This window comes from Roseibium sp., from assembly GCF_965233565.1.
Lineage (GTDB): Bacteria > Pseudomonadota > Alphaproteobacteria > Rhizobiales > Stappiaceae > Roseibium.
Map to the genome: position 1 here is coordinate 5,110,757 of NZ_OZ247494.1, position 25,345 is coordinate 5,136,101.

Consider the following 25,345-nt stretch of genomic DNA (forward strand, 5'->3'; position numbering starts at 1 on the left):
TGAATTCTTTTCCGGAAAGAATTTGTCACATCGTTAACCGGAGCAATTACTGAGACAGCTTTTTCCGGTTGTGGGCCGGTTGTGCCGGAAAATCGGCTGAAGAAGTCGGCAAGCAATGTGTCTGCAGGTCCTTTTCAGGGCAGTTCAGTTTCACCGGTCACGGCGCGAAGCACTTCCCGCGCGACGATCTGTGCCACCGGTGTCAGGATCTGCCCCTTGCGTGTCAGAAAGGAATAGGTCTCGACTTCCAGCAGAAGATCGCCTCTCAAGATGGTAACTGTGCCCTCCGCTCCATCCGGTCTGGTGGCAAAACTGTTGGCCACGGACTGGGCAACGGGGGCAACAGCATTGGTCTGCTGGATCGTTGCCAACGTGAACAGGAACGAGGACGTGGTCAGAACACGGTCGGGCAGTGGCAGGCGCTGGTCTCGGAGCGCCTGTTCGGCTGTTGTGCGAATCGGTGAACCGACCGGTGGCAGCACCCAGTCAAATCCCAGGAAGGCATCGGCGGGTATCGGTGCTGCCGTGCGCGTGAGCGGGTGGCCGATGCGCCCGATCATCACGGCGGGCTCGCGCAGCAACGGTTTTTCCTCAAACAGTGCCGGATCCTGATCTACGGGAACCCGGCTCAAGGAGAAATCCAACCGCCCTTCCTCCAGCATGGGGGCAAGCGTGTTGCTTGGGCCGACTTCAACCGAGATGGAAATCTCCGGGTAGCTCAAGCGGATGTGCCGCAAGGCGGGCAGCACGTACTCGATTGCGGGGCCTGTGACAGAGCCAATGCTGACATGGCCGCTCTGGCCCGATCTGTGCTGCTCAATGTCCCGGCCTGCATCGGCAAATTCCTGGAGGATCCGAACGCATCGTTCCGCGAGTTTGCGGCCTGTCTGCGTGAGCTCGATCCCTCTGCCGCTGCGGATATAAATTTCCGCGTCTGCAATGCGTTCGATCTCGGCAATGAGACGGGACGCTGCCGGTTGCGTGATGCCGAGCACCTGCGCCGCATCGGTCAGGCGCGCGTGGTGCGTGAGTTCGGCAAGCAGGCGCAAATGCGAGATCTTCAATCCACGCCGCAAGAGATCCAGGCTCATGTGATGTCAGTCCGTTACATATCAGAATTGGTATTTAATGATAATGAATAATAATTTGACGGTCATGTGATTTTTCGCCCATCTAACCCCCGGCATCACTCATGCATGCCTGAAATAGATTTGAGGCCGGTGGGGAGCCGGTCTGGGAGGACGATATGAAATTGGTTTCCAAGGCGCTTGTCGCGGTCGCGGCAGCAGCAACCCTCATGTCTGGCGCAGCTCTGGGTGGAGCGGCTCTGGCCCAGGACAAGGGCACCATCGGCATCGCCATGCCGACCAAATCCTCGGCCCGCTGGATATCCGACGGCAATTCGATGGTTGAGCAGTTCACCGAGGCGGGCTACGGCACGGATTTGCAATATGCCGAGGATGATATTCCGAACCAGCTGGCACAGATCGAGAACATGATCACAAAGGGTGTCGACGTGCTGGTTATCGCGGCGATCGACGGCACCACTCTTTCCAATGCCCTGGAGAATGCCGCGGCGTCTGGCATCAAGGTCATTGCCTATGACCGGTTGATCCGTGACAGCGGTGACGTCGACTACTATGCGACCTTCGACAATTTCAAGGTCGGCGTGCAGCAGGCCACATCGCTCGTGAACGGCCTGAAAGACCGCTTTGGCGACGGCCCCTATAATGTGGAACTGTTCGGCGGTTCTCCGGACGACAACAACGCCTATTTCTTCTATGACGGTGCCATGTCTGTTCTGCAGCCGCTGATCGATGACGGCAAAATTGTCATCCAGTCCGGTCAGATGGGCATGGACACGGTCGGCACCCTGCGTTGGGACGGGGCAGTCGCCCAGGCGCGCATGGACAACCTGCTGTCGGCTCACTACACCGACAAGACCCTTCACGGGGCACTGAGCCCCTATGACGGATTGTCCATCGGCATCCTGTCGTCCCTGAAGGGTGTTGGCTACGGCTCCGGCGACCAGAAGATGCCGATCGTGACGGGTCAGGACGCGGAAGTGCCTTCGGTGAAATCCATTCTGGCCGGCGAACAGTATTCCACGGTTTTCAAGGACACTCGTGAACTGGCTCGCGTCACCGTGGGCATGGTTGACGCCCTGCTGGAAGGCGGCGAGCCGGAAATCAACGACACCAAGACCTATGACAATGGCGTCAAGGTGGTGCCGTCCTACCTGCTGGAGCCGGTCGCGGTCGATGCCGGCAACTGGGAAGAGATCCTGATCGGCAGCGGCTACTACACGGCTGACCAGGTCAAGTAAGACCGGGGAATTCCCCTAAACTCCCAAGCAGACTTCCCGCCCGCGGCTCCGGGCCGACGGGCGGGTCTTTTCTTCCGAACTCGGAGATCGGGGTCAATGGCACTCCTTTCCATGCAGAATATCAGCAAGACCTTCCCGGGCGTGAAAGCGCTGGATCAGGTCAACCTGGACGTCCAGGAAGGTGAAATCCACGCTGTGGTCGGTGAAAACGGAGCCGGAAAATCCACGCTGATGAAGGTCCTGTCCGGCGTCTATCCGCACGGACAATATGACGGCGAGATCGTCTATGAGGGCAAGCCGGCCCGATTTTCCGGCATCTCGGACAGCGAGCGGCGGGGCATTATCATCATCCACCAGGAGTTGGCCCTGGTGCCGCAGCTGTCCATCGCCGAAAACATCTTTCTGGGGAACGAATGTGCCTGCAGGGGAATGATCGACTGGCGCGAGACCAACCGGCGGACTGAAGAGCTCCTGGCCAAGGTCGGTCTGATCGAGGCTCCGACCACCAAGGTCGACAACATCGGGGTCGGCAAGCAGCAACTGGTGGAAATCGCCAAGGCGCTTTCCAAGGACGTCAAGTTGCTGATCCTCGACGAACCAACCGCCGCGCTTCAGGAAAACGACAGCAGGAAACTGCTCGACCTGATGCTTGAACTGAAAGCGCAGGGGGTCACCAGCATCATCATTTCGCACAAGCTGAACGAGGTCCGCTATGTCGCCGACAGCGTCACGGTGATCCGGGACGGCATGACCGTTTCCAAGCTCGATGCAAAGGCGGGCCTCAGCGAAGACGACATCGTCCGCGACATGGTTGGCCGGGACATGACCCATCGGTTTCCCGAGCACAGCCGCACCCATGGTGACCTCCTGATGGAGGTCGAAGACTGGACCGTCTGGCATCCGGAGCATGTGGAGCGCAAGGTCATCAAAAACGCCTCGTTCAACGTGCGCGCGGGTGAGGTTGTCGGCATTGCCGGCCTGATGGGTGCCGGCCGTACCGAGTTGGCCATGTCGATCTTCGGCTGCTCCTACGGGCGCAACATATCCGGAACCGTGAAACTGAAGGGGCAACCGGTCGATGTCAGCACCGTCGACCGGGCTATCGACGCCGGTATTTCCTATGTCACCGAAGACCGAAAGGTGCTCGGTCTGGTGCTCGACGAGACCATTCGTTTCAACACGACGCTGGCAAATCTGGACGGTGTTTCCGCCGGCTCCATCCTGAAGCGCAATGAGGAAACCAGGGTGGCGGAAGACTATCGCGCGGCGCTGGCGATCCGGACGCCGTCCGTCTTCCAGAAAACCGTCAATCTGTCGGGGGGCAACCAGCAAAAGGTGGTTTTGGCCAAGTGGCTGTTCACGGCACCGGAAGTGTTGATCCTGGACGAACCCACCCGCGGCATCGATGTCGGCGCGAAATATGAAATCTACACCATCATCAATGACCTCGCGGCCCAGGGCAAAGCGGTGGTCATGATCTCGTCTGAAATGCCGGAACTGCTGGGCATGTGCGACCGGATCTACGTCATGAACGAAGGCGCTCTCGTCGGTGAAATCGATGCTGCCGAGGCGACCCAGGAGCGCATCATGTCGCTCATAGTCAACGAGTGAAAGAGCGAAAGCGATGGAAGTGGCAGAACGCAATAGCACTGTAACGCCGGTCGTGAAGACCAAGAGCATCGGGGAGTATCTCTCCTCGCATTTGCGCCAATACGGTCTTCTGTTCGCGCTGATCGCGGTGATGGCCTTTTTTCAGATTGTCACCGACGGCACGCTGCTGCGGGCGGTGAATGTCACCAACCTGCTCCTGCAGAACTCCTACATCGTCATCATGGCGCTTGGCATGCTGATCGTCATCGTGTCGGGAAACATCGACCTGTCGGTCGGCTCCGTGATGGGGTTCATCGGGGCACTTGCGGCCGTGATGATTGTCAACCACGAGCAGTCCGTATTGGTCACCATCATCACCTGCCTCGTGGTCGGCGGTCTCATCGGGGCTGCGCAGGGATACTGGGTCGCCTATTGGAAAATCCCGTCCTTTATCGTGACCCTTGCAGGCATGCTGGTGTTTCGCGGCCTCTCGCTCTGGCTGCTCGAGGGGCAGTCGGTCGGCCCTTTCCCTAAGGAGTTTCAGGTGCTCGCCACGGGTTTTGTGCCGGACGTCTTTCCGGCCGGCCTCGGTGCATCGCTCGCGGACCTGTTCGATGCGCGCAAGGTCAACGTGCTGGCACTTGCCACCGGCATCGCTGCGGCGGCAATGGTGGTCTGGATCGGATTGCGCCAACGGGCGCAGAACAAGGCCTATGGTATTGAGGACGAACCGAAGAGCTTCTTCATTGCACGCAACGTGATCATTGCCGCGGCTCTGATCTTCGTCATGTTCAAACTGTCCCTGTTTCGCGGTCTGCCGAATGTCCTGATCACCATGGGCGTTCTGACCGTCATCTACGCCTTTATTACCGAGACGACGACGGTCGGACGGCGGATCTACGCGCTTGGCGGCAACCAGAAGGCAGCAAAGCTGTCCGGTATCAAGACCGAGCGACTGACCTTCCTGGCGTTCACCAATATGGGGGTGCTGGCGGCTGCTGCAGGCCTTGTTTTCGCCGCGCGCCTCAATACCGCGACCCCCAAGGCGGGGTTTGCGCTGGAGCTGGATGTGATTGCGGCCGTGTTCATCGGCGGCGCTTCCATGTCCGGCGGGGTCGGCACCATCATCGGTGCCGTGGTCGGGGCCTTCCTGATGGGCGTGCTCAACAACGGCATGTCAATCATGGGCATCGGCATCGACTACCAGCAGATGATCAAGGGTCTGGTGCTGCTCGCCGCAGTGATTTTCGACGTCTACAACAAGAACAAGCAGGGATAGCGCCATGTTGATTTCCCAGATACGCGACGATGCCGGTGCACAGGCCGTCGTTGTGCGAAACGGTAGCGAAGCTTGCGTGCTGAAAGGCGTGCCATCGACCTATGCCCTTGTTCAGGAGGCCATCAAGACGGGAAAGACCCTGACGGAGTGTATCCGTGGATACGACCTGGGAGCCGCGGTTGATCTGGAACAGCTTGCCACCGAGAACCGTCTTTTGTTGCCGATCACCCATCCGGACGGTGCACATCTTCACCTCACCGGAACCGGCCTGACCCATCTGGGATCTGCCGCCACGCGTGACGCAATGCATGCCACGTCTCAGCTTAATGACGCACCGCTGACCGACAGCATGAAGATGTTTCGGATGGGGCTGGAGAAAGGGCGCCCGGCTCCGGGGCATGTCGGTGTCCAGCCGGAATGGTTTTACAAGGGCAACGGCACTTCCGCGGTTGTTCCCGGCGGGGATCTGGTCAGTCCCGGGTTCTGTTGTGACGGGGGCGAGGAGCCGGAGATTGCCGGGGTCTATGTCATTGCCGAAGACGGCTCGCCCTTCCGTGTCGGCTTCGCGCTCGCCAACGAGTTCTCCGACCATGTCATGGAGCGCCAGAACTATCTCTATCTTGCCCATTCGAAACTGCGTCCGGCGTCCTTCGGTCCGGAGCTGCTGGTCGGCGAGCTTCCCGAAAGTGTCCAGGGTGTCAGCAGGATCTATCGCGGCGGCGCACTTTTCTGGGAAAAACCGTTTCTGTCGGGCGAAGCAAACATGTCCCACTCGCTCGCGAACCTGGAACACCATCACTTCAAGTATGACGTCTTTCGCCAGCCGGGGGATGTCCATGTGCACATGTTTGGAACCGCGACGCTGTCCTTTGCCGACGGCGTTGCCTGCCGGCAGGGCGATGAAATCGAGATTTCCGCGCCAGGCTTCGGGGTGCCGTTGAAAAACAAACTCGTCTTTCAGCCGTCCGAGGAGGCTGCCATCCACGTGAAGGTGCTTTAAGCCATGGCGTTCAAACCGGCAGATTGGCCACGCAAGCTGCGCTCGGCCGAATGGTTCGGCGGCACGAGCCGGGACCACATCTACCATCGCAGCTGGATGAAGAACCAGGGGCTGCCGGATGACCTCTTCGACGGCCGCCCGGTGATTGGGATCTGCAACACCTGGTCTCAGCTGACACCTTGCAACGGCCATTTGCGGGACCTCGCGGAACGGGTCAAGCATGGCGTTTATGAAGCAGGCGGCTTTCCGGTCGAGTTTCCGGTCTTCTCGACAGGCGAGAGCACCTTGCGGCCGACAGCGATGATGTTTCGCAACCTTGCCAGTATGGATGTGGAAGAGGCGATCCGTTCGACGCCGCTGGATGGCGTCGTCCTGCTCGTCGGCTGTGACAAGACCACGCCCGCCCTGATGATGGGGGCGGCTTCCGTCGACCTGCCTGCCATTGTGGTCACGGGGGGGCCCATGCTCAACGGCTGGTTCCAGGGCGAGCGGGTCGGTTCGGGAACCCATTTGTGGAAGTTTTCCGAAGCCGTTCGGGCCGGCGAGATGACGCAGGAAGAGTTTCTGGAAGCCGAGGCCGCCATGAGCCGGTCACCCGGAACCTGCAACACAATGGGCACGGCTTCTTCCATGGCCTCGATGGCCGAGGCACTGGGCATGGCACTCTCCGGGAATGCCGCGATCCCGGCGGTCGACAGCCGGCGCCGTGTCATGGCGCATCTGTCCGGCCGGCGGATCGTGCAGATGGTCAAGGATGATCTCAAACCCTCCGATATCCTGACGCGGGAGGCATTCGAGAACGCCATCCGGACGAATGGTGCCATTGGTGGCTCGACCAATGCTGTCATTCACCTCCTGGCCATTGCCGGCAGGGTGGGGCTGGATCTGTCGCTGGACGACTGGGATCGGCTTGGACGTGACGTCCCCACGATCGTCAATCTCATGCCGTCCGGAAAATACCTGATGGAAGAGTTCTTTTATGCCGGCGGCCTTCCGGTGGTGATCAAGCGTCTGGGCGAAGCCGGCCTGCTCCACAGGGACGCCATCACGGTGGCAGGCGATCCGATCTGGGAGCAGGTCAAGGACGCTCGAAATTGGAATGAAGATGTGATCCTTCCGGTGGACAAGGCGCTGACGCAACAAGGTGGCATTGCGGTCCTGAAGGGCAATCTTGCTCCCAGCGGCGCGGTTTTGAAACCGTCCGCGGCTTCGCCGCATCTTTTGAAACACAGGGGGCGGGCTGTCGTCTTCGAGGATATTGACGACTACAAGGCCCGGATCAACGACGACGCGCTCGACATTGACGAGACATGCGTGATGGTCCTGAAAAACTGCGGCCCGAAAGGCTACCCGGGCATGTCCGAGGTGGGCAACATGGGCCTGCCGCCGAAGGTGCTGAAGAAAGGCGTTACCGATATGGTGCGCATTTCGGATGCGCGCATGTCCGGCACCGCCTATGGCACAGTCGTGCTGCACACGTCGCCCGAAGCCGCAGCCGGTGGGCCCTTGGCGGTGGTGAAGTCGGGCGACATGATCGAGCTGGACGTGCCGAACCGGAAGATCCATCTCGACATCCCGGACGAAGAACTGACCGCGCGGCTTGCAGCCTGGTCTCCAAGCCACCACGTCCCGGAAAGCGGGTACGCCCGGCTGTTCCACGATCATGTCCAGGGCGCTGACACCGGTGCCGATTTCGATTTTCTGAATGGCTGCCGCGGCTCGGCGGTGCCGAAGGATTCTCATTGATGGCAGAAAAACTGGCGCTTGTGGGCATCGGCAAGATTGCTCGCGATCAACACATTCCCGCGATCTCCGCTGATCCTGACTGGGTGCTTGAGGCTGCGGTCAGCCGTCATGCGGGCGTGGAGGGGATCGACCACTTCGAGGATATTGATGCTCTGCTGGACAACCGGCCCGATATCAGCGTCGTTTCGCTTGCCATTCCGCCACAGCCGCGCTTCGACTATGCCGCCAAAGCTCTCAAGGCCGGCAAACACGTCATGCTGGAAAAACCGCCTGGACAGAGCCTGGCGGAATGTTTTGCGCTTGAGGCGATGGCAAAGGAACAGGGCGTATCTCTTTTTGCCACATGGCATTCCCGCTATGCCGATACCGTTCCGCCGCTGAAGGCGTTTCTTGCCGAACGCACTCTCAAAAGCCTGAAAATAATCTGGAAGGAGGACGTGCGGCGCTGGCACCCGGGACAGGAATGGATCTGGGAACCAGGCGGCATGGGCGTATTCGACCCAGGCATCAACGCCCTGTCGATCCTGACGGAAATCCTGCCTTATCCGGTGCATCTGAGCGGGGCAACGCTGGAGTTTCCCGAAAACCGGGCTACCCCGATTGCCGCCGACCTGAAATTTGCCGACCCGACGGGGGCGGTGATGACCGCCGAATTCGACTGGCGTCAGGAAGGGCCGCAGACCTGGGATATCGAAATCGAAACCGATCAAGGGCGCGCAAGGCTGTCCCTTGGAGGAGAACGGCTGGAATTTGACGGCGCACCCGCTATACAGGGAGCGAACCACGAATATGCCAATCTTTATGCCCGCATGGCGGAGCTGGTGAAAGCTGGCGAGAGCGATGTCGATCTCTCGCCAATGATCCATGTCTGCGACGCCTTTTCTCTGGGCCGCAGGCTCATGACGGACGCCTTTCAATTCTAGCTCGGTCCCGGGCAACGTTCACCTTCGAAACCAAAAGGTTTGCCATGACATTCATGCCTCACGGAAAACAGCTCGTTGCCGGAAACTGGGTCGCGGGTGAGGGCCACTTCACTTCCGAGCCGTCCACAGGCACGGCCCATGCCTTCTCGATCGGCACGCGCGAACAGGTCGATGCTGCCTGCCGGGCTGCTGAAGAAGCGTTCTGGACCTATGGCTATTCTTCGAAGGAAGACCGCGCGAAGTTTCTCAATGCGATTGCCGATGAAATCGAGGCACGCGCTGAGGCTATCACCGAGATCGGCCTGGCGGAAACCGGTCTGCCTGAAGCCCGCCTTCAGGGCGAACGCGGCCGCACCACCGGTCAGTTGCGGCTATTCGCCAGCCACATATTGAACGGCGACTATCTGGACAAGCGCCACGACGCAGCCCTGCCGGACCGCCAGCCGCTGCCGCGCCCGGATCTGAAACTGGTCCAGCGCCCAATCGGGCCGGTCGCCGTCTTCGGTGCTTCGAATTTTCCGCTGGCGTTTTCTACAGCGGGCGGTGATACGGCTTCTGCGCTGGCCGCAGGCTGCCCGGTCGTTGTCCGTGGTCACCCGGCTCATCCTGGCACGGGTGAGATCGTTGCCGAGGCGATTGCGGCGGCCGTGACGTCCTGCGGCCTTCACCCGGGCGTTTTTTCGTTTATCCAGGGCAATGGCCATGAAGTCGGTCAGCTGCTTGTCCAGCACCCGCTGATTACGGCGGTCGGTTTCACCGGGTCCCTGCGCGGTGGCCGAGCCCTCTTTGATCTATGCGCACAGCGCCCCGTCCCGATCCCTTTCTTCGGCGAGTTGGGCTCCGTCAACCCGATGTTCCTGCTTCCGGAAGCGCTTGCCACGCGCGGCGCGGCAATTGCGAAAGGCTGGGCAGGATCCTTGACCATGGGAGCAGGGCAGTTCTGCACCAATCCGGGCATCGTTCTGGTATTCGACGGACCGGACGCGGATGCCTTCGTCAAGACGGCGACGGAGGCGCTTGGAGAGATCGGTGCCCAGACCATGCTAACCGATGGCATTGCCGACGCCTTTCGTTCGGGAGCCAGGCGGATTTCTGCATCCAGCGGTGTGCGCGAATTGATCGGCACCAGCTGCGACATGCGCGAAGCAGCGCCCTATGTCTTCGAGACCAGTGGCGACAATTGGCTGACCAATGAAGATCTCGGTGAAGAGGTCTTCGGTCCCCTGGGCATCGTTGTGCGCGTCAAAGATGAGACGCAGCTTCTGGAGATCGCAAAGGGCCTGGAGGGCCAACTCACCTGCACCCTGCAGATGGATGACGGCGATACGGATCTTGCCCGTAAAATGATGCCGGTTCTGGAACGCAAGGCAGGCCGGGTACTGGCCAACGGGTTTCCGACGGGTGTCGAAGTGGCCGATGCCATGGTTCATGGCGGGCCCTATCCGGCCTCGACCAATTTTGGTGCAACATCGGTCGGTACGCTGGCCATCCGTCGTTTCCTCCGCCCTGTCTGCTATCAGAACCTGCCGGACAATCTGCTGCCTCGGGATTGATTAAGTCAAATTCTCCAGCCGCTTGGCTTCAGACACATCATCCTCCTGAGACGGGTCTGTTGGCCCGTCGCAGGATGAGCGTTGTCTTTGCCATAGCGTGTTTTTCAGGATGACAAAACGAGAGCAAAAAAGCCCGGGCGGAAGACCCGGGCTTCCCGTTTTTTGTCGGACGAGATCAACTCTCCAATTTTACCCAGGCAGCGTTCTTTGCAGAAGATCGCACACAGGCGTCAATGAAGCGGACGCCTGACAGACCGTCGCCAATTCCGGGAACGAGCGTCTCCGTGTTCTTGCCCTGACTATGCGCTCGGATCGCCTCTGCCGCGTCCTTGTAGAGATTGGCAAACCCTTCCAGATAGCCTTCCGGATGGCCTGGCGGGATACGGGTTGCGGAGCCAATGCTGTCCAGCATGCCGGCTCCGCCGCGTGTCAGGATCTGTTTTGGTGCGCCGAACGGGGTGTAGTGCAGGTAGTTCGGGTCTTCCTGGTGCCATTCCAGGCCACCCTTGTCGCCATAGACACGGATCTTCAGATTGTTCTCGTTGCCCGGCGCGACCTGCGAACACCACAGCATGCCGCGGGCGCCGCTGGCATAGCGCAGCATCACGTGACCATTGTCATCCACTTGCCGGCCCGGCACGAAAGACTGCAGATCTGCAGCAAGGCTTTCCGGGGTTTCTCCGGTGATGAAGGCGGCCAGGTTGAAGGCATGCGTGCCGATATCGCCGGTGGAGCCGCCGAGGCCTGTCCGGGCAGGGTCGGTCCGCCAGTCGGCCTGCTTGTTGTTCTGTTCCACGGTGAGCCAGTCCTGCGGGTATTCGACCTGGACGACCCGGAGCGTCCCGATATCGCCCTTGGCGACCATCTCGCGGGCCTGACGGACCATCGGATACCCGGTGTAGTTGTGTGTCAGGAAGAACAGGGCGTCCGAACTTTCCGCCGCCTTGACGAATTTCTTTGCGTCCGCGAGCGTTGAGGTCAGCGGCTTGTCGCAGATGACGTGGATGCCGCGTTTCAGGAATTCCTTCGCTGCGGGATAATGCATGTGGTTCGGCGTGACGATTGCCACGGCCTCGATACCGTCCTTCAGCCGTGCTTCCCGTTTGGCCATGTCTGCGAAAGAGCCATAGATCCGGTCTTCCTTGAGGCCGAGCGCGCGTCCGGACTCCAAGGCCTTTTCCGGGGTTGAGGAAAGCGCACCGGCCACAAGCTCATAGGCACCGTCGATCCGCGAGGCGATGCGATGAACAGCGCCGATAAAAGCGTCCTTGCCGCCACCGACCATGCCAAGCCGGATCGGGCGCGTCTGCGTGTTGTCTTTTCCTTCAATGGCCATGGTGTTCCTCCTGAAGCTTTGATGATGCGTCGTTCTACGCACTGTAATCGATTACATAAAGAGTTTACATACCCAATTGCGTTGTCCTGAGGAAGCGCTCTGGTGCTTTGTCGGAGACTGCGGCCGGTCCGTCGAGACGGACCTGTCAGTCCTCCTCAGTGTCTGGCCCGAAAGCGCTCTAGGACGCAGTTTCATCGTTCCTGGCACGAACTCGCCCTCCTCTCGGTTGTCATCCCCGCGAAAGCGGGGACCCAGTAAACTCATGAATCGGCCCTATAAATTTGGATCTTACCTCTCGGAGTCCTGGTTTCCCGCTTTCGCGGGAATGACAAATGTGAGTGAAGCATTCGCCCCGGTCATCACTTTTGGGCCAGGCTCTCGGGATGAGGCAGAAAAGTGTGGTTGCTTCCATGCAATAGTCGCATGCGGCGTCTCAAACTGGTCTCAGCTTCACCCGATCCCCAGCATTTTGCGGTTGGCGGCCTCATCGCTGCCGCCGCCGGCAAAGTCGTCAAAGGCCTTTTCCGTGACGCGGATGATATGATCCCTGACGAATGCCGCGCCTTCGCGGGCCCCGTCCTCGGGGTGTTTCAGGCAGCATTCCCATTCCACAACAGCCCAGCCGTCAAAGTCGTTGGCGGTCATCTTGGAAAAGACAGCGCCGAAATCGACCTGACCGTCTCCGAGCGAGCGGAACCGGCCGGCCCGCTCCACCCACGGCTGGTAGCCGCTATAGACGCCTTGCCGTCCGGTTGGGTTGAACTCGGCATCCTTGACGTGAAACATGCCGATCCGGTCCTTGTAGATGTCGATATTGTCCAGATAGTCGAGGCATTGCAGGACGTAGTGGGACGGGTCGTAAAGCATCTTGCAGCGGGCGTGGTTTTCCACGCGCTCCAGGAACATTTCGAAGGTTATGCCGTCATGCAGGTCTTCGCCCGGATGAATTTCATAGCAGACATCGACCCCCATATCGTCGGCATAGTCGAGGATCGGCCGCCAGCGTTTGGCCAGCTCGTCAAAGGCAGTCTCGACGAGGCCTGCAGGGCGTTGCGGCCAGGGATAGAGATAGGGCCAGGCCAGCGCACCTGAAAAAGTTGCGTGAGCCGTGATGCCGAGATTGCGGCTGGCAGCCAGCGCCAGCTTTACCTGATCCACCGCCCAGGCCTGCCTGGCGGCCGGATTGCCCTGCACATGAGGGGCCGCAAATCCGTCAAACGCGGTGTCATAGGCCGGATGAACGGCGACAAGCTGTCCTTGAAGATGGGTCGAGAGCTCCGTGATCGCAACCCCGTTCTCCTGCGCTATGCCGGCAAATTCTTCGCAATAGGTTTTGGAACTGGCCGCCTTTTCCAGATCGATCAGCCGGCCGTCCCAACTCGGCACCTGGACACCGAGATAGCCGCAGTCTGCCGCCCATTTCGTGATCGCGGCCCAGGAGTTGAAGGGGGCCTCGTCCCCTGCAAACTGGGCGAGAAACAGGGCAGGGCCTTTTATCGTTTTCATGGAGTGCCTCCCGAAAATGGGCAAGGAAGGGAAAAAAGAGGCCGGGTCCCATCGCACCAAGTCCCGGCCTCAAGGTGGCTCGCTGTTTAGAACGGCGAGTCTGGGAAGTAGTAGCTTTCGGCGTTCTCTTTGGTGATCAGCGTCGCACCGAGAATGTAGCGGCCGGCCACCGGTCCGTTGGACTTGAAGGCCTGAACCGTTGCATCCATGGCGGTTGCGATCATTGCCGGCGGATAAAGAACGTCGACCGGGATCAGTTCGTCACCATCCATGATGCCCTTGATGATCTCCTTCATGCCGGCGCCGCCGACGACAAACATGCCGTTGCCGTCACGGCCGGCCTGTTTCAGGGCGGCAACAACACCGATGGCAATGTCGTCATCCTGTGCCCAGACGGCATCGATGTCCGGGAAGCGGGACAGGAAGTCCTGCATCACTTCAAAGCCGTCGTCGCGGTTCCAGTTGGCGTGTTTGTGGTCAAGCACATTGATGCCGGATCCCTCGATTTCCGCCATGAACGCATCGAAACGCTCGTTGTCGATCACGGTCGGAATGCCCCGCAGGACGACGATGTTGTCACCGTCCTTCAGACGGCCCTTCATGTATTGCGCGGAAACGCGGCCGAGTTCCGGGTTGTTGCCGGCAACATAAAGGTCTTCGATGCCCGGCTGGCTGAGACCACGGTCAACGACCGTGATCCAGGCACCGGATTTCTTGACGTTCAGAACCGGGTCGGTGAGCGGCTCGGATTCAAACGGCAGAACAACAAGGGCATCGATCTGGTGGACGGAAACCAGATCTTCCAGCGCACTGGCCTGGGCTTCCGGGTCCGGGGAGTTGACCAGGATCAGGTCCACATCCGGATAAAGCTTCTCGAGCCGTTTTTCAGCCTGTTCCGCGTGCCAGTTCATGCCGGCGGCCCAGGCATGGGTCGGTGTCGGGTAGCTGACGCCGATCTTGATCTTGTCCTGGGCAATTGCGGTTCCGGCGAAGGCCAACAGGCCGACGGCGGCGACTGCGCCCAGAGCTTTTTTCATAAACATCGTTTCCTCCTCCAATGTCATTCCGTTTGGACGCACCTCTCCCGTCCGGTGCGAGCCGGTTCAGATTTGGGGACGGGTCCCTATTCGGTTGAGTTCAGTGCGGGCGGCCTACTTGCTCTTGCCGAGCTTCCAGTCGCTGCGCTGCAGAAGAACCGCAACGATGATGATCAGGCCCTGCATGGTTCCATTCAGGTAGTTCGAGATCAGATCGGTGAAGTTCAGAATGTTGCCGATGGTGGTCAGGATCAGCGCACCGAGGATGGTGCCGCCAATCCGGCCATAGCCGCCTTTGAGGACCGTGCCGCCGATGATCACCGCCGCGATGGCCTCCAGTTCCCACAGCACGCCGGTCGATGCAGAAGCTGAGCCAAGGCGCGGTACATAGATGATGGTGGCAAAGGCGACGCACAGACCCTGGATGACATAGGTGAGCGTTTTCACCCGGTCGACATTGATCGCGGAGTATCTGGCGACCGCCTCGTTGGAACCGATTGCCGTGCAATAGCGGCCGAAGGCCGTCCGGTTCAACAGCAGCCAGCCGCAGATGGCGACACCGATGAACACCCAGACCGGATAAGGCAGGCCGAGAAAGCTGTCGTAATAGACCGGCCGGTAGGTGCCCCGGATGTCGAAGTTGAGCGACAGTGTGCCGCCATCGGCGAAATAGGTCACCAGCGAGCGGTAGATGCCCATCGTTCCGAGCGTGACGATAAAGGCCTCGATTTTGCCCTTGGTGGTCAGAGCACCGTTGATCCAGCCGGCACCAACACCCAGCACAAGGGCACAGCCACAGCCGAGCAGAACGGTTGGAACACCCGTGCCCATGGTTTCAACGGCACTGTTCATGATGATGATCATGACACCGGCGATGGCGGCTGCCATGGAGCCGACGGAGAGATCGATGCCACCGGCAGTGATGACGAAAGTCGCACCGACGGCAATGATGCCGATAAAGGCCGACCTGGTCAGCAGGTTGGTCAGATTGCCTTCGCTGATAAAGGCCGGATTCAGCAGGAAGCCGATGATACACAGGATCAACAGGGCAAGGGCCGGCCCGATGGTCTTGAAGTCCACGGAAGGCCGCTTGGCCGGCTTTGCCGCTTGCTCGTTGGATGCGGTCATCATGGTCAATGGAGGTCCTCCCGTTTCAGCCCGGCGGCGTAGCGCATGATTTCGTTTTCGTTGATGTGATCGCCCGTCAGGACGCCGGTGATCTGGCCTTCGCGCATCACGACGACCCGGTGGCAGATGCCGATGATTTCCGGCATTTCGGAAGAGATCACGACGACCGACACGCCTTCCGCGGCGAGCGCGGCAATGAAGTGATAGATCTGCTGTTTGGTTCCGACATCGATGCCCCGCGTCGGCTCGTCGATGATGACGATCCTGGGATCGCATTCCATGATCTTCGCCAACAAGAGCTTCTGCTGGTTGCCGCCCGACAGTTTGCCGACCGTGATGTTCCGGTCCTTGGAGCGGACGTCAAAGCGACGAATGGCCCGGCTGAGAGCGTCTTCTTCCGCCTTGCCGTTCAGCGCGAAGTTCTTCACGAATTTCGGCAGCGCGAACAGGGTCAGGTTGGGCTGCATTTTCTTGTCGAGCAGCAAGCCCTTTTCTTTCCGGTCCTTGGTCAGATAGGCAAGGCCCAGATCCCGCGCCTCTGCGACGGAGAGGGGGCTGGTGTCGCGGCCAAACAGCCTGACGGAGCCGCTTTCAATGGGGCTCAGGCCACAGATTGCTTCAAAGACGGCTGTCCGCCCGGATCCGATCAGGCCGGAAAATCCAAGGATCTCTCCCTTGCGCAATGAGAAGCTGACAGGGCCGATGCCCGGGGCAACAAGGCTGTCAACTTCCAGCGCAAGCTGGGCATCGACATCGGCTTCATGCATCGGTGGGTAAAGGTCGGAGAGTTCCCGGCCCACCATCATCTGCGCCATCATGTCCGGCGTCAGTTCGGTGGAGGAGCGCGTGTCGATCCATTGGCCGTCGCGCAAAATCGTAACCCGGTCGGCGATCGCCTTCACTTCATTGAGCTTGTGCGACACAAAGACGATACCGACACCGCTTTCCTTCAACTTTTCCACCTGGCGGAAAAAGACTTCCGTTTCTTCTTCGGTCAGGACGGCGGTCGGCTCGTCCATGATCAGGATGCGGGCATTGCGGCTGACAGCCTTGACGATTTCAACCATCTGTTTCTGGGCAATGGTGAGGTCGGAGATACGGTCGGTCGGGGCAATGTCGAGACCGATTTCGTCCAGATAGGTCTGAACGGCGGCCCGCATGGTGGCCTTGTCGAGAAAGCCCCTGGACCGGATTTCGCGGCCCAGGAAGACGTTTTCTTCGACCGTCATTTGTTCGGCGAGGTTGAGCTCCTGGTGGATGAGCACAATGCCGAGCTTTTCGGCGGCCCCGTTCGGGGGCAGGGCGGTCTTCTGGCCGTCCAGGCGGATCTGGCCGGAGGTCGGGTCGTGGAAGCCGGACAGGATTTTCATCAGTGTCGACTTGCCGGCGCCGTTTTCGCCGATCAGCGCATGCACCTCACCGGACCGCACATCCATGCTGACGCTGAACAGCACCGGGACGGGGCCGAAAGATTTACTGATGTTGACGGCCTCGATGACCGCCGTCGGTGTGGACGCTTGCGCGTTCATGTTCTCAATCCTCCCGGGCGAGAATGTTCTCCTCCACATTCACGCCATGATGTTTGTGTAAACGTTTTCATAGATCATGTAAACCTTTACATTTGGATGTGAAAACCTTTTCACAAGGTGCGATGCGCTCTATACAGCGTAGATGGCGTTGAGAATCAGGGCTTTATTCCCGTCTTGCGCTGCACCATCGCGGGACGGAAAAAATGAGCGAACCGGTAGACCGGCCGGCCACCATTGAAGACGTTGCAAGACTTGCGGGCGTGTCGATCGCGACCGTCAGCCGGGCCTTGCGATCGCCGGAGAAGGTCGCCGAGAGCACGCGCAAGAAGGTCACCGCCGCGATTGCCCGAACCGGTTACACCGCCAACGCGATGGCGCAGAACCTGCGTATGCAGAGGTCGCAGATGGTGCTGGTTCTGGCGTCTTCCATCGCAGATCCCAATTTTGCCGGTATCCTGACCGGGCTGGAAAAGGCAGCAGCGGACCGGGGCTACGGAGTGCTGATCGGCAATACGGAGGGAACCACCGGGATCGAGCAGTCTTATATGCGTTTCCTGTCGACCGGCATGGCAGATGGGCTGGTGCTGCTCACGGGGCATATTCCGGTGGCCGGAGAACCCCAGGCGCCACTCGCCTCCTTGCCGCCCATCGTTGCAACGGAGCGTCCGCTGTCCCGTACGGATGTGAGTTATGTCGGGGTGGATGATGTTGCCGCTTCAAAGATGGCGACCGAGTATCTGATCTCGCTGGGGCATCGGCGCATCACCTACATTTCGGGGGGACCTTCGGATGTGCGTAGCGACCTGCGTCATTCCGGCTACCGCCAGGGGCTGAAGGAATCACCGGAGGCCCTGCGGGACTGGCGTGTCGAGGGGGAGGGCACTGCCGAAAGCGGGCGTGCTGCCGTAGAGCGGCTGTTCATCAAGGACGATCTGCCGACGGCCTTCTTCTGTTTCAACGACAACACCGCCATTGGCGTCATCTCGGCCCTGCAGCTGCGTGGCTATCGGGTGCCGGAAGATTTCTCCGTACTCGGTTTTGACGACATTCCCTTTGCCAACAATTTTACGCCGGGCCTGACCACGATCCGTCAGCCGCGACACCATATCGGCGAAAAGGCGATGACGATCCTTCTCGATCGCCTTGCCAACCGCAGCCTCGAAAATCAGACCCACCTTCTGCATGGGGACCTGATCGTGCGCGAAAGCTGTGCCGGCGTGTCGCGAAATCGCTCTTGATGGAGGGAGGTAGGAGGCGCCCGCCCGATAGGCGCCTCCCAGTCACGCGCTAAGGGTCTTTCGGGCATGCTCCAGACCTGTGACCCGTGCAAGCAGCTCGTTGGTGACGGCTCTCGTCCCCATGTCACCACCGAATTCCATCGGCCTCAGCGCGTTGTCGTGAAAGCCGCTTTCGACCGCATCATTGATCAGCTCCGCAGCGTCGGTGAGTGCCGGTCTGTCGAGCTTTTCCGCCAGGTAGTCAAGCATGAGCGCGCCGCTCAAAATGGCAGCCAGCGGATTGGCCTTGTCCTCGCCCATGATGTCCGGCGCACTGCCATGAGCGGGCTGGAACAGGCCCGTCGTGTCGCCGATTTCGCCACAGGCAGCCATGCCCATCCCGCCAACGAGGCCGCCGGCCAGGTCGGACAAGATGTCGCCGAACATGTTTTCCATCACCAGCACGTCGAAGTCCCACGGTTTTCGAACCAGGTCGAGCGCCATGGCGTCGACGTAGTTGTAGCCAACCGGCACGCCCGGAAAGCCCGTTTTCACCTCGTCGAACAGCTGACGGAAGAACGCCATCGATGTGAACACGTTGGCCTTGTCCACGCAGGTCAGATGGCCCGGCCGGCCGCGTTCCCGGCGTTTTTCAGCAAGGCGGAAGGCAAAGTCGTGCAGCTTGGTGGTGGTCGCACGGGTGATCCTGAGGATATCCATGACCTCGTCATCGCTGACCACAAGGCTGCGCTTGTGGGCGGCGGCGGAATAGAAGAGGCCTTCCGTCGATTCCCGCAAGATGACCAGGTCGATACCGGCGGCTCTGGGATCGGCAAGACGCTGCGGCGCGTTCGGATAGGCCTTGACCGGGCGGACACCGGCATAAAGTCCGAACCGGTCGCGCAGGCGCAGATGTGGCGAGATCTCCGTGCCATCCGCGTGTCGAATGGACGGCAGGCCAATGGCGCCCAGAAAGATCGCGTCGGCGGCTTCCGCGCGCTCTTCCCCGTCAGGTTCGATGTCGCGGCCGGTCTCTGCGAAATAGCCGGCACCCGCCAGGATTTCATCGTAGACGGGAAGCGGTTGCCCGGTTTTTTCAAGAGCCGCTTCCAGAACGGTCATGGCCGCTTCGGCCACGTCGACGCCGATACCGTCACCTTTGATCAGGGCTATTTTCATCGGAAAATCCTTAAGTCCAATCGACGTCGAACCGGTCGACAATCTGTTGTGTTTGGGCCGCATTCAGCGCGTTTACGGGCGCACCGCGCAGCAAAAGGGCGAGCCGGGCGCTTGCCTCCAGCTCTTCGGTGGCATTAACCGCTGTTGCCAGATCCCTGCCCGCAACGACCGGGCCGTGATTGGCGAGGATCACCGCAGAACGTTTGCCGTCGAGCTGCCGGACTGCCTCGCCCATTGCCGGGTCGCCCGGTACGAAAAACGGCAACAGCTTCACCTTGCCGAGCAACATGATGCCGTAGGCCGTAAGCGGCTGCAGAACGTTGTCCGGATCGACATCTGCGAGGATCGACAGGGCAACGGAATGACAGGAATGGAGATGCACGACTGCGCCGGTCTGCTGGCGGGTCTCGTAAAAGGCCGTGTGCAGCGGCAATTCCTTTGTGGGGGGATCGCCGGAAAGAAGCACACCCGACGCCGACAGGTGGCTGATGCGGTCCGGTTGCAGAAACCCCATCGAAGAACCGGTCGGTGTCACAAGCAAACTGCCATCCGAGAGGCGTACGGAAATATTGCCAGTGGACCCATGGCTCAGACCGCGGTCGAACAGGGATTTCGACAATCTGCAGATCTGTTCGCGGCTGTCTGCGATCTCGCTCATTGGGCGCCCTCCAGCACCGCAAGCGCTTCGGAAAAGAACGCCGGTCCACCGAAATTGCCGGATTTCAACGCCAGAGCGAGCGGACGTTCGGCGACCTTCAGTGCAGGAACGCCGGGGGCGATCCTTGGGCCGATTTCCAGACTGTTGGCCTGTAACCCGGAAACGACGGCACCGGACGTTTCACCACCGGCAACGACGATCCTTTTGACGCCTGCCTGGGACAATGCGGCCGCCAGGTTGGCAAACACGCGCTCGATTGCCGCAGCGCTCTGTTCGCGGCCAAACCTTTCCTGTGCCAACGAGACGACTTTTGGATCGGCGGAAGAATAGATAAGGGGCGGGCGCTCCTGCTTGAGGGTCCACTCGACCAGCTCCTGCAGCGACAGTCTGTCGGCGATGATGTCGTCGGCAACAAGCTCTCGCGACGGGGCCTGGTCCTTGTAGACAGCAACCTGTTCCCGGGTTGCGGTGGAGCAGGAGCCGGACAGAACGACCGCCTCGCCCGAGACGCCAGCCCAGCCCGTGTTCGAGGCCTCAAAGCCGAAATTCTGCGGCAGGCCGAGCGCAATTCCGGAACCTCCCGTCAGCAGTTTCCGCTCTGCGGCGGCACGTCCGAGCGTTCTCAGATCGTCGTTGCGAATGGCGTCGACGATCATCATCGCCTTTCCTGCCTTTCTTGCCTCCCTGTCCAGGTCGTCAGCGCCGCGCCACACTGCGTCGATGGCCACATGACCGACAGACCAGGAGGTCTGCCGTTGCAGGATCCGGCGCAGATCCGGATCGTGCATCGGTGTCAGCGGATGGTTCTCCATACCGCTTTCATTCAAAAGCCTGTCCTTGACGAACAGGTGGCCCTGATAGACGGAGCGTCCGTTTTCCGGAAAGGCCGGACAGACGAGAACATTTGTCTCGCCGAGCCGGTCAGCGAGGGCTTCGGTCACCGGGCCGACATTGCCCTTGTCCGTGGAATCGAATGTCGAGCAGATCTTGAAGACAATCTGCGTACAGCCCTGATCAAGCAACCAGTCGCAGGCCTTGAGCGATTGGGTTATCGCATCGCGCGCCGGTTCCGTACGCGACTTCAGGCTGATGATGCCGGCCTCAACACCGTGTCCGGACGGATGGTCCGGAATTCCGACATACTGGACGGACGGCATGCCACCTTCCGACAGCATCAGGGCAATGTCGGACGCGCCGGTGAAGTCATCGGCTATGACACCGAGTTTCATGATCCGATCCCTTTCAGCGGTCCGCGGTCCAGCCGGACAATGTGATCCGGGCCGTGTGAGGGAAAAAGCTCACGCACCAGGGGGTCGTGCCCCGGAATGACCAGGTCTTTCGAACTGGCAAGGGACTGGATGATCGAAAATCCGCTGAACATGTCGTCCAGGTCGACGACAATCGGGAAAGGTTTTCCTTTCAGAAAATTCTCGTAGTAATGCGAGGCATCGGACGCAAGGCACATCCAGCCTGCTTCAGTCAGCACACGCACGACCTGAAGGCCCTTGCTGTGACCGCCGGTCCTGTGCACGGTAACGCCTTCACGAACTTCCCCATCGCCGTCATGAAAGACGACGCGGCCCGAATAAAGTCGTTGCACGGCCTCGCAGACATGGTCGGCCGTGAAAGGGGCATTGAGCGTGCCGTGGCACATGCAGGGCCCTGTTGCGAAGGCCATTTCTGCTGCTTGCAGGTGAATGGTCGCATTGGGAAAGTGCTTCAGGCCACCAGCATGGTCATAGTGAAGATGCGTGACGATGATGGTGCCAATATCCTCCGGCTGGAGGCCGAGAGGCGCCAGCGCTTCCACAGGGTTCAGCCGGATGGGCCGGCCGCGCCGGTCGCCCTCCTCGCTGTCATATCCCGTGTCGACCAGGAGGATGTCGCTGCCCCGGCGAAGAACCCACATGAAGTAGTCCATGTCATGGGGCTGGTCGTGATTGTCATCGAACAGAAAGCTGTCCTTGCGCGTGCGCGCATTCCGGTCTGCATATTTGACTGCAAAAACTTCCCAGGGTGTCATTGGGCTACCTGCAAATATGTGCGGACCGTCTTTTCCCGGATCATGTCGGCAACGGCGGCATCAAAGCTCAGGAAATGTGCCGTTTGAAGATGGGCCTTGAAGGCCGCTTCGTCATCATAGATCTCGTAGAGAAAGACTTCGTGAGGTCTGGCCGCATCGCGGCAGACATCGAATTGCCGGCAACCGGGCTCCAAACGCAGGGAGGCCTTGGCGTTGTCGATCATGAGGGGCATGAAGGCATCCATCTGCCCCTCCTTGATCTGAAACAGCACTGTGACTGCGAACATCTCTTGCTTTCTCCTCACCGGAACAGATGCACCATACCCATGGAAACGATGGGGAAGTAAGTGACGGCGAGCAGGGCTGCGATGGCGGCTGCGTAAAGCAGGGCCATTTTCCGGGCGATCGAGAGCACCCCGACGCCCGAGATCCGGGACGCGACATAGAGCGTTGCTCCGACCGGTGGCGTGAACAGGCCGACGGCAACGTTACAGGTCATGATTACGCCGAGATGGACCGGATCAACACCGAAGGCCTGGGCGGTCGGCAGGAACAGCGGGGCGGTCAGAAGGATCGCCGGCACCGGATCCAGCACCAGGCCGAGCACCAGAAGGACGATGTTGACCAGCAGCAGGAACATCCAGGGACTGGAGGAAAAGTCCTGCACGAAGCCGACCAGGATCTGCGGCATCTGCTCCAGGGTGATCAGCCAGCCGAGAACGGTGGTTGCACCGATTACGACCATCACGACGGCGCTGGTGACGAAACTGTCGATCAGAAGCCTCGGCAGGTCCTTCAGTTTGAAGTCCCGGTAGATCACGGTGGTCACGAAAAGACCGTAGACCACTGCGAGGGCGGCGGCTTCGGTCGGGGTAACCCAGCCGGTGAAGATGCCGCCCAGGATGACGACCGGCATGAACAGTGCCGGAGCCGTGCCGATGAAGGAACTGGTCAGTTCCTTGAAAGTCGTGGTCCGTCCGCCCGGGTCGCAATTGGTCGATTTGCCGACATAGTAGCAAACGGCCATGAACATGGCGCCGAAGAGCACGCCGGGAACCATGCCGGCGATAAACAGGTCCGCGACCGAGACATTGCCGACAAAACCGTAGATGAGCATCGGGATCGATGGTGGGATGATGATGCCGATGGTCCCGGCGGCTGCGACAAGCCCGGCCGCGAATGCGGTGTTGTATCCCTCGCGGGACATGTTCTTGATCATCACCGAGCCGATGGCGGCGCTATCTGCAATGGCAGAGCCGGAGATGCCGCCGAAAATCATGGAAGCGCCGACAACGACCATGCCGAGCCCGCCGGCCATGAAGCCGAAAGCGGCACGCGCGAAGCCGATGATGCGCAGGCCGACCCCGCCGCGGCTCATCATTTCACCGGCAACGATGAAGAGCGGGATTGCAAGAAAGTGGTTCGGTTCGACCCCGCCGATGAAATTCAGGAAAAGCGCCTGCAGCGGGTAGCCGAGATCGAAGACGATAATTGGCAAGACGGCCGTGATCAGGATTGCCCAGACCAGGGGAATGCCGAGAAAGACAGAGGTCAGAAAGACCGCAACGACAAAGAGCAGGATCATGACAGGGCCTCGCCGCCATCGGAATGGGTGGCATGGGGCACGACAGGGTTCTTGATGTCATACACCATGTTGTAAAGGTGGAAGATCAGCGACAGGGTCATGCCGGCGGGCATGGAGGCGTACAGCAATCCGACCGGCCAGTAGAGCACGGTGGTTTTCTGCGCCCAGGTGTGGGCGGAGATGTTGTAGCCGGTATAGATCAGGCTGATCAGCAGAACGGCGATGATGACGTCGATCCCGATGGACAGGATCCGCTGTCCGGTATGCGGTATCAGCTTCTCGACAACTTCGGTGACCCGCATATGGGCGCCGCGTGCGATCGCGGCCGCACAGCCGAAGAATGTGCTCCACAGCAGCAGGAAACTGGTGACCTCAAGTGACCAGGCAAGGTCGAAGCCGGCAAAACCGCGCAGCGAAGCGTTGCAGAACACCAGGGCCACGATGGCAAAGCCGCCAAGCGCCAGGCAAAAGTCGACCATGTGGCTGAGCCAGCGCAGCGCAGCCGGATAATGCTCTCGGTAATCCAAGGCTCTTCTCTTTTTAAGAAAGGGCCGGAACCCGAAGGTTCCGGCTAGGTTCACTCAGAATGCTTGATCAGTTCTGAGCCGGGAGTTTTTCGCGGATGGCAGCGGCATCTGCGAGGATCTTGTCGACGGCTTCGGCGCCATAGACATCCTTGGCCTTGGCGTAGACCGGTTGGACGGCCTCGCGGAACGGTCCGATCTCCGGAACGCTGACGGTTGCGCCGGCTTCCTGCATTTCGGTCAGCTGGCTGTCGACGGAGCTCTTGACGAGGTCACGGCTGAAAGCTGCGGATTCAGCGGCCGCTTTCAGAACGGCTTCCTTGTCCTCATCAGAGAAGGACTGCCAGGTTTTTTCCGCAATTGTCAGCGGCAGCGGGCTGTAGACATGCCGGGTCAGGGTGATGTTCGGCGCGACTTCGTAAAAGCGCAGGGACTTGATGGTGTCGACCGGGTTTTCCTGGCCGTTGACAATGCCCTGCTGGATCGAGATGTAGACGTCGGTGATGGGCATGACGACGGTCTGGAAACCGATGGCTTCCATTGACCAGCGGATCATGTCGTTCGGGAAAACCCGCATCTTCATGGATTCCGCGTCTGTCGGAGACGCCAGAGGTTCATTGGTGGTGAAGCTGCGGAAACCGGCTTCCCAGGTGCTCAGAACCCGGAACCCTTTTTCCGGAAGCTTGTCGAATTCGCCCTGAAGCCAATCGGAATTGTCGTAAAGCTCCCAGCCCTGCTCGTAGGTGTCGACCAGGAACGGCATGGCCGTCAGGTTCAACGAGGGCAGGTGGGTTGCATAACTGCCGGTTGCGGACACGGTGAAATCGACACCGCCGAGCTGCAGAAGCTCAATCGCCTTCGGGTCGTTGGCCAGCTGGCCGGACGGGAAGATCTGCACTTCATAGCGCCCATCCGTGTACTCGGCGACTTTTTCAGCAAACACCTCGGCTGCCGCCTGGCGGGAGCCGCCGGGATTGTCCGTGTGGCTGAAGCGCAGCGTTTCGGCGGCTTCGGCGCCTCCGATGCCGGCGGCCAGGATCGCCGCGCTCAAAAGCAGGCGGTTGAGTGATTTCTTGTCAAGCATTTCGGTCTCCTCCCACGGCCGCTCCAAGGCCGTATCGATTTACACATTCGATTGCGTATACGCAAATCAATCCCTTGTCAACTTGGCGAATGTCGACTATCAAAAAATCCATTGTTCGCCGG

At 60.0% G+C, this 25,345-nt stretch carries 22 protein-coding genes; 8 read left to right on the top strand and 14 right to left on the bottom strand.

Features of this window, described 5'->3' with window-relative positions; genetic code table 11:
- Nucleotides 1-134 precede the first annotated feature (134 nt).
- Nucleotides 135-1,091, bottom strand: a complete 957-nt coding sequence (locus ACO6TG_RS23270; protein WP_422375370.1) for a LysR family transcriptional regulator — start codon at nt 1,089-1,091, stop codon at nt 135-137.
- 155 nt (nt 1,092-1,246) lie between these two features.
- Between ACO6TG_RS23270 and chvE the strand changes: the two genes are divergently transcribed.
- The 7 genes from chvE (at nt 1,247) to ACO6TG_RS23305 (ending at nt 10,417) form a co-directional block, all read left to right on the top strand.
- Nucleotides 1,247-2,326, top strand: a complete 1,080-nt coding sequence (chvE, locus tag ACO6TG_RS23275) for a multiple monosaccharide ABC transporter substrate-binding protein (RefSeq protein WP_422375371.1) — start codon at nt 1,247-1,249, stop codon at nt 2,324-2,326.
- A gap of 96 nt (nt 2,327-2,422) precedes the next feature.
- Entirely contained in the window at nt 2,423-3,937 is a 1,515-nt protein-coding gene (gene mmsA / locus ACO6TG_RS23280) for a multiple monosaccharide ABC transporter ATP-binding protein (RefSeq protein ID WP_422375372.1), read from the top strand.
- Between the two features lie 13 nt (nt 3,938-3,950).
- Entirely contained in the window at nt 3,951-5,195 is a 1,245-nt protein-coding gene (gene mmsB / locus ACO6TG_RS23285) for a multiple monosaccharide ABC transporter permease (RefSeq protein ID WP_422375373.1), read from the top strand.
- A gap of 4 nt (nt 5,196-5,199) precedes the next feature.
- Nucleotides 5,200-6,195 (top strand): AraD1 family protein, encoded by a 996-nt coding sequence (gene araD1, locus ACO6TG_RS23290; protein WP_422375374.1) that lies wholly within the window; start codon nt 5,200-5,202, stop codon nt 6,193-6,195.
- A 3-nt stretch (nt 6,196-6,198) separates the two neighbouring features.
- Nucleotides 6,199-7,941 carry an L-arabinonate dehydratase gene (gene araD, locus ACO6TG_RS23295; protein ID WP_422375375.1) on the top strand — a complete coding sequence of 581 codons (1,743 nt, stop codon included), beginning with the start codon at nt 6,199-6,201 and terminating at the stop codon, nt 7,939-7,941.
- A complete protein-coding gene (locus tag ACO6TG_RS23300; RefSeq protein ID WP_422375376.1) occupies nt 7,941-8,864 on the top strand; it encodes a Gfo/Idh/MocA family protein in 924 nt (307 codons plus the stop codon). Before araD ends, ACO6TG_RS23300 begins: the two co-directional genes overlap by 1 nt.
- A gap of 44 nt (nt 8,865-8,908) precedes the next feature.
- Complete coding sequence (locus ACO6TG_RS23305; RefSeq protein ID WP_422375377.1) at nt 8,909-10,417, top strand: aldehyde dehydrogenase (NADP(+)); 1,509 nt, start codon at nt 8,909-8,911, stop codon at nt 10,415-10,417.
- A 175-nt stretch (nt 10,418-10,592) separates the two neighbouring features.
- Here the strand turns inward: ACO6TG_RS23305 and ACO6TG_RS23310 are convergent, their stop codons facing one another.
- The 5 genes from ACO6TG_RS23310 to ACO6TG_RS23330 all read right to left on the bottom strand — a co-directional run bounded on the left by ACO6TG_RS23310 (nt 10,593) and on the right by ACO6TG_RS23330 (nt 16,953).
- Nucleotides 10,593-11,753, bottom strand: coding sequence for a Gfo/Idh/MocA family protein (locus tag ACO6TG_RS23310; protein ID WP_422375378.1), 1,161 nt, complete (start codon nt 11,751-11,753; stop codon nt 10,593-10,595).
- A gap of 450 nt (nt 11,754-12,203) precedes the next feature.
- Nucleotides 12,204-13,259 (bottom strand): sugar phosphate isomerase/epimerase family protein, encoded by a 1,056-nt coding sequence (locus ACO6TG_RS23315; RefSeq protein ID WP_422375379.1) that lies wholly within the window; start codon nt 13,257-13,259, stop codon nt 12,204-12,206.
- An 86-nt stretch (nt 13,260-13,345) separates the two neighbouring features.
- On the bottom strand, nt 13,346-14,302 hold the full coding sequence (locus ACO6TG_RS23320) for a substrate-binding domain-containing protein (protein WP_422375380.1): 957 nt from the start codon (nt 14,300-14,302) through the stop codon (nt 13,346-13,348).
- A 108-nt stretch (nt 14,303-14,410) separates the two neighbouring features.
- Nucleotides 14,411-15,427, bottom strand: a complete 1,017-nt coding sequence (locus ACO6TG_RS23325) for an ABC transporter permease (protein ID WP_422378941.1) — start codon at nt 15,425-15,427, stop codon at nt 14,411-14,413.
- A 2-nt stretch (nt 15,428-15,429) separates the two neighbouring features.
- Nucleotides 15,430-16,953 carry a sugar ABC transporter ATP-binding protein gene (locus tag ACO6TG_RS23330; protein ID WP_422375381.1) on the bottom strand — a complete coding sequence of 508 codons (1,524 nt, stop codon included), beginning with the start codon at nt 16,951-16,953 and terminating at the stop codon, nt 15,430-15,432.
- Nucleotides 16,954-17,156: 203 nt separating this feature from the next.
- Between ACO6TG_RS23330 and ACO6TG_RS23335 the strand changes: the two genes are divergently transcribed.
- Nucleotides 17,157-18,191, top strand: coding sequence for a LacI family DNA-binding transcriptional regulator (locus tag ACO6TG_RS23335; RefSeq protein WP_422375382.1), 1,035 nt, complete (start codon nt 17,157-17,159; stop codon nt 18,189-18,191).
- Between the two features lie 42 nt (nt 18,192-18,233).
- Here ACO6TG_RS23335 and ACO6TG_RS23340 read toward each other — a convergent pair whose 3' ends face one another.
- The 8 genes from ACO6TG_RS23340 to ACO6TG_RS23375 form a co-directional block, all read right to left on the bottom strand.
- Entirely contained in the window at nt 18,234-19,349 is a 1,116-nt protein-coding gene (locus tag ACO6TG_RS23340) for an isocitrate/isopropylmalate dehydrogenase family protein (RefSeq protein ID WP_422375383.1), read from the bottom strand.
- 10 nt (nt 19,350-19,359) lie between these two features.
- Nucleotides 19,360-20,007: a 3-oxo-tetronate 4-phosphate decarboxylase gene (otnC, locus tag ACO6TG_RS23345; RefSeq protein WP_422375384.1), complete on the bottom strand. Its 648-nt coding sequence runs from the start codon at nt 20,005-20,007 to the stop codon at nt 19,360-19,362.
- Nucleotides 20,004-21,236 carry a 3-oxo-tetronate kinase gene (gene otnK, locus ACO6TG_RS23350; protein WP_422375385.1) on the bottom strand — a complete coding sequence of 411 codons (1,233 nt, stop codon included), beginning with the start codon at nt 21,234-21,236 and terminating at the stop codon, nt 20,004-20,006. The genes otnC and otnK overlap by 4 nt, the downstream gene beginning before the upstream one ends.
- The gene (locus ACO6TG_RS23355) at nt 21,233-22,030 is read right to left on the bottom strand and encodes an N-acyl homoserine lactonase family protein (RefSeq protein ID WP_422375386.1); all 798 of its coding nucleotides are present in this window, start codon (nt 22,028-22,030) and stop codon (nt 21,233-21,235) included. Before ACO6TG_RS23355 ends, otnK begins: the two co-directional genes overlap by 4 nt.
- Nucleotides 22,027-22,317 carry a putative quinol monooxygenase gene (locus tag ACO6TG_RS23360; protein WP_422375387.1) on the bottom strand — a complete coding sequence of 97 codons (291 nt, stop codon included), beginning with the start codon at nt 22,315-22,317 and terminating at the stop codon, nt 22,027-22,029. Before ACO6TG_RS23360 ends, ACO6TG_RS23355 begins: the two co-directional genes overlap by 4 nt.
- 14 nt (nt 22,318-22,331) lie before the next feature.
- Nucleotides 22,332-23,615: a TRAP transporter large permease gene (locus ACO6TG_RS23365; protein ID WP_422375388.1), complete on the bottom strand. Its 1,284-nt coding sequence runs from the start codon at nt 23,613-23,615 to the stop codon at nt 22,332-22,334.
- Nucleotides 23,612-24,142, bottom strand: a complete 531-nt coding sequence (locus ACO6TG_RS23370) for a TRAP transporter small permease (protein ID WP_094069761.1) — start codon at nt 24,140-24,142, stop codon at nt 23,612-23,614. Before ACO6TG_RS23370 ends, ACO6TG_RS23365 begins: the two co-directional genes overlap by 4 nt.
- Before the next feature lie 67 nt (nt 24,143-24,209).
- Nucleotides 24,210-25,223, bottom strand: a complete 1,014-nt coding sequence (locus tag ACO6TG_RS23375; protein ID WP_422375389.1) for a TRAP transporter substrate-binding protein — start codon at nt 25,221-25,223, stop codon at nt 24,210-24,212.
- Nucleotides 25,224-25,345 lie beyond the last annotated feature (122 nt).

Coding starts and splice junctions, on each gene's coding strand:
- ACO6TG_RS23355 (WP_422375386.1), bottom strand. CDS start 22,030: ATGACACCCTGGGAAGTTTTTGCAGTCAAATATGCAGACCGGAATGCG.
- otnK (WP_422375385.1), bottom strand. CDS start 21,236: ATGAAACTCGGTGTCATAGCCGATGACTTCACCGGCGCGTCCGACATT.
- ACO6TG_RS23335 (WP_422375382.1), top strand. CDS start 17,157: ATGAGCGAACCGGTAGACCGGCCGGCCACCATTGAAGACGTTGCAAGA.
- araD1 (WP_422375374.1), top strand. CDS start 5,200: ATGTTGATTTCCCAGATACGCGACGATGCCGGTGCACAGGCCGTCGTT.
- ACO6TG_RS23365 (WP_422375388.1), bottom strand. CDS start 23,615: ATGATCCTGCTCTTTGTCGTTGCGGTCTTTCTGACCTCTGTCTTTCTC.
- ACO6TG_RS23310 (WP_422375378.1), bottom strand. CDS start 11,753: ATGGCCATTGAAGGAAAAGACAACACGCAGACGCGCCCGATCCGGCTT.
- ACO6TG_RS23300 (WP_422375376.1), top strand. CDS start 7,941: ATGGCAGAAAAACTGGCGCTTGTGGGCATCGGCAAGATTGCTCGCGAT.
- ACO6TG_RS23360 (WP_422375387.1), bottom strand. CDS start 22,317: ATGTTCGCAGTCACAGTGCTGTTTCAGATCAAGGAGGGGCAGATGGAT.
- chvE (WP_422375371.1), top strand. CDS start 1,247: ATGAAATTGGTTTCCAAGGCGCTTGTCGCGGTCGCGGCAGCAGCAACC.
- ACO6TG_RS23325 (WP_422378941.1), bottom strand. CDS start 15,427: ATGATGACCGCATCCAACGAGCAAGCGGCAAAGCCGGCCAAGCGGCCT.
- otnC (WP_422375384.1), bottom strand. CDS start 20,007: ATGAGCGAGATCGCAGACAGCCGCGAACAGATCTGCAGATTGTCGAAA.
- ACO6TG_RS23270 (WP_422375370.1), bottom strand. CDS start 1,091: ATGAGCCTGGATCTCTTGCGGCGTGGATTGAAGATCTCGCATTTGCGC.
- ACO6TG_RS23375 (WP_422375389.1), bottom strand. CDS start 25,223: ATGCTTGACAAGAAATCACTCAACCGCCTGCTTTTGAGCGCGGCGATC.
- ACO6TG_RS23320 (WP_422375380.1), bottom strand. CDS start 14,302: ATGTTTATGAAAAAAGCTCTGGGCGCAGTCGCCGCCGTCGGCCTGTTG.
- ACO6TG_RS23330 (WP_422375381.1), bottom strand. CDS start 16,953: ATGAACGCGCAAGCGTCCACACCGACGGCGGTCATCGAGGCCGTCAAC.
- araD (WP_422375375.1), top strand. CDS start 6,199: ATGGCGTTCAAACCGGCAGATTGGCCACGCAAGCTGCGCTCGGCCGAA.
- mmsA (WP_422375372.1), top strand. CDS start 2,423: ATGGCACTCCTTTCCATGCAGAATATCAGCAAGACCTTCCCGGGCGTG.
- ACO6TG_RS23340 (WP_422375383.1), bottom strand. CDS start 19,349: ATGAAAATAGCCCTGATCAAAGGTGACGGTATCGGCGTCGACGTGGCC.
- ACO6TG_RS23305 (WP_422375377.1), top strand. CDS start 8,909: ATGACATTCATGCCTCACGGAAAACAGCTCGTTGCCGGAAACTGGGTC.
- ACO6TG_RS23315 (WP_422375379.1), bottom strand. CDS start 13,259: ATGAAAACGATAAAAGGCCCTGCCCTGTTTCTCGCCCAGTTTGCAGGG.
- mmsB (WP_422375373.1), top strand. CDS start 3,951: ATGGAAGTGGCAGAACGCAATAGCACTGTAACGCCGGTCGTGAAGACC.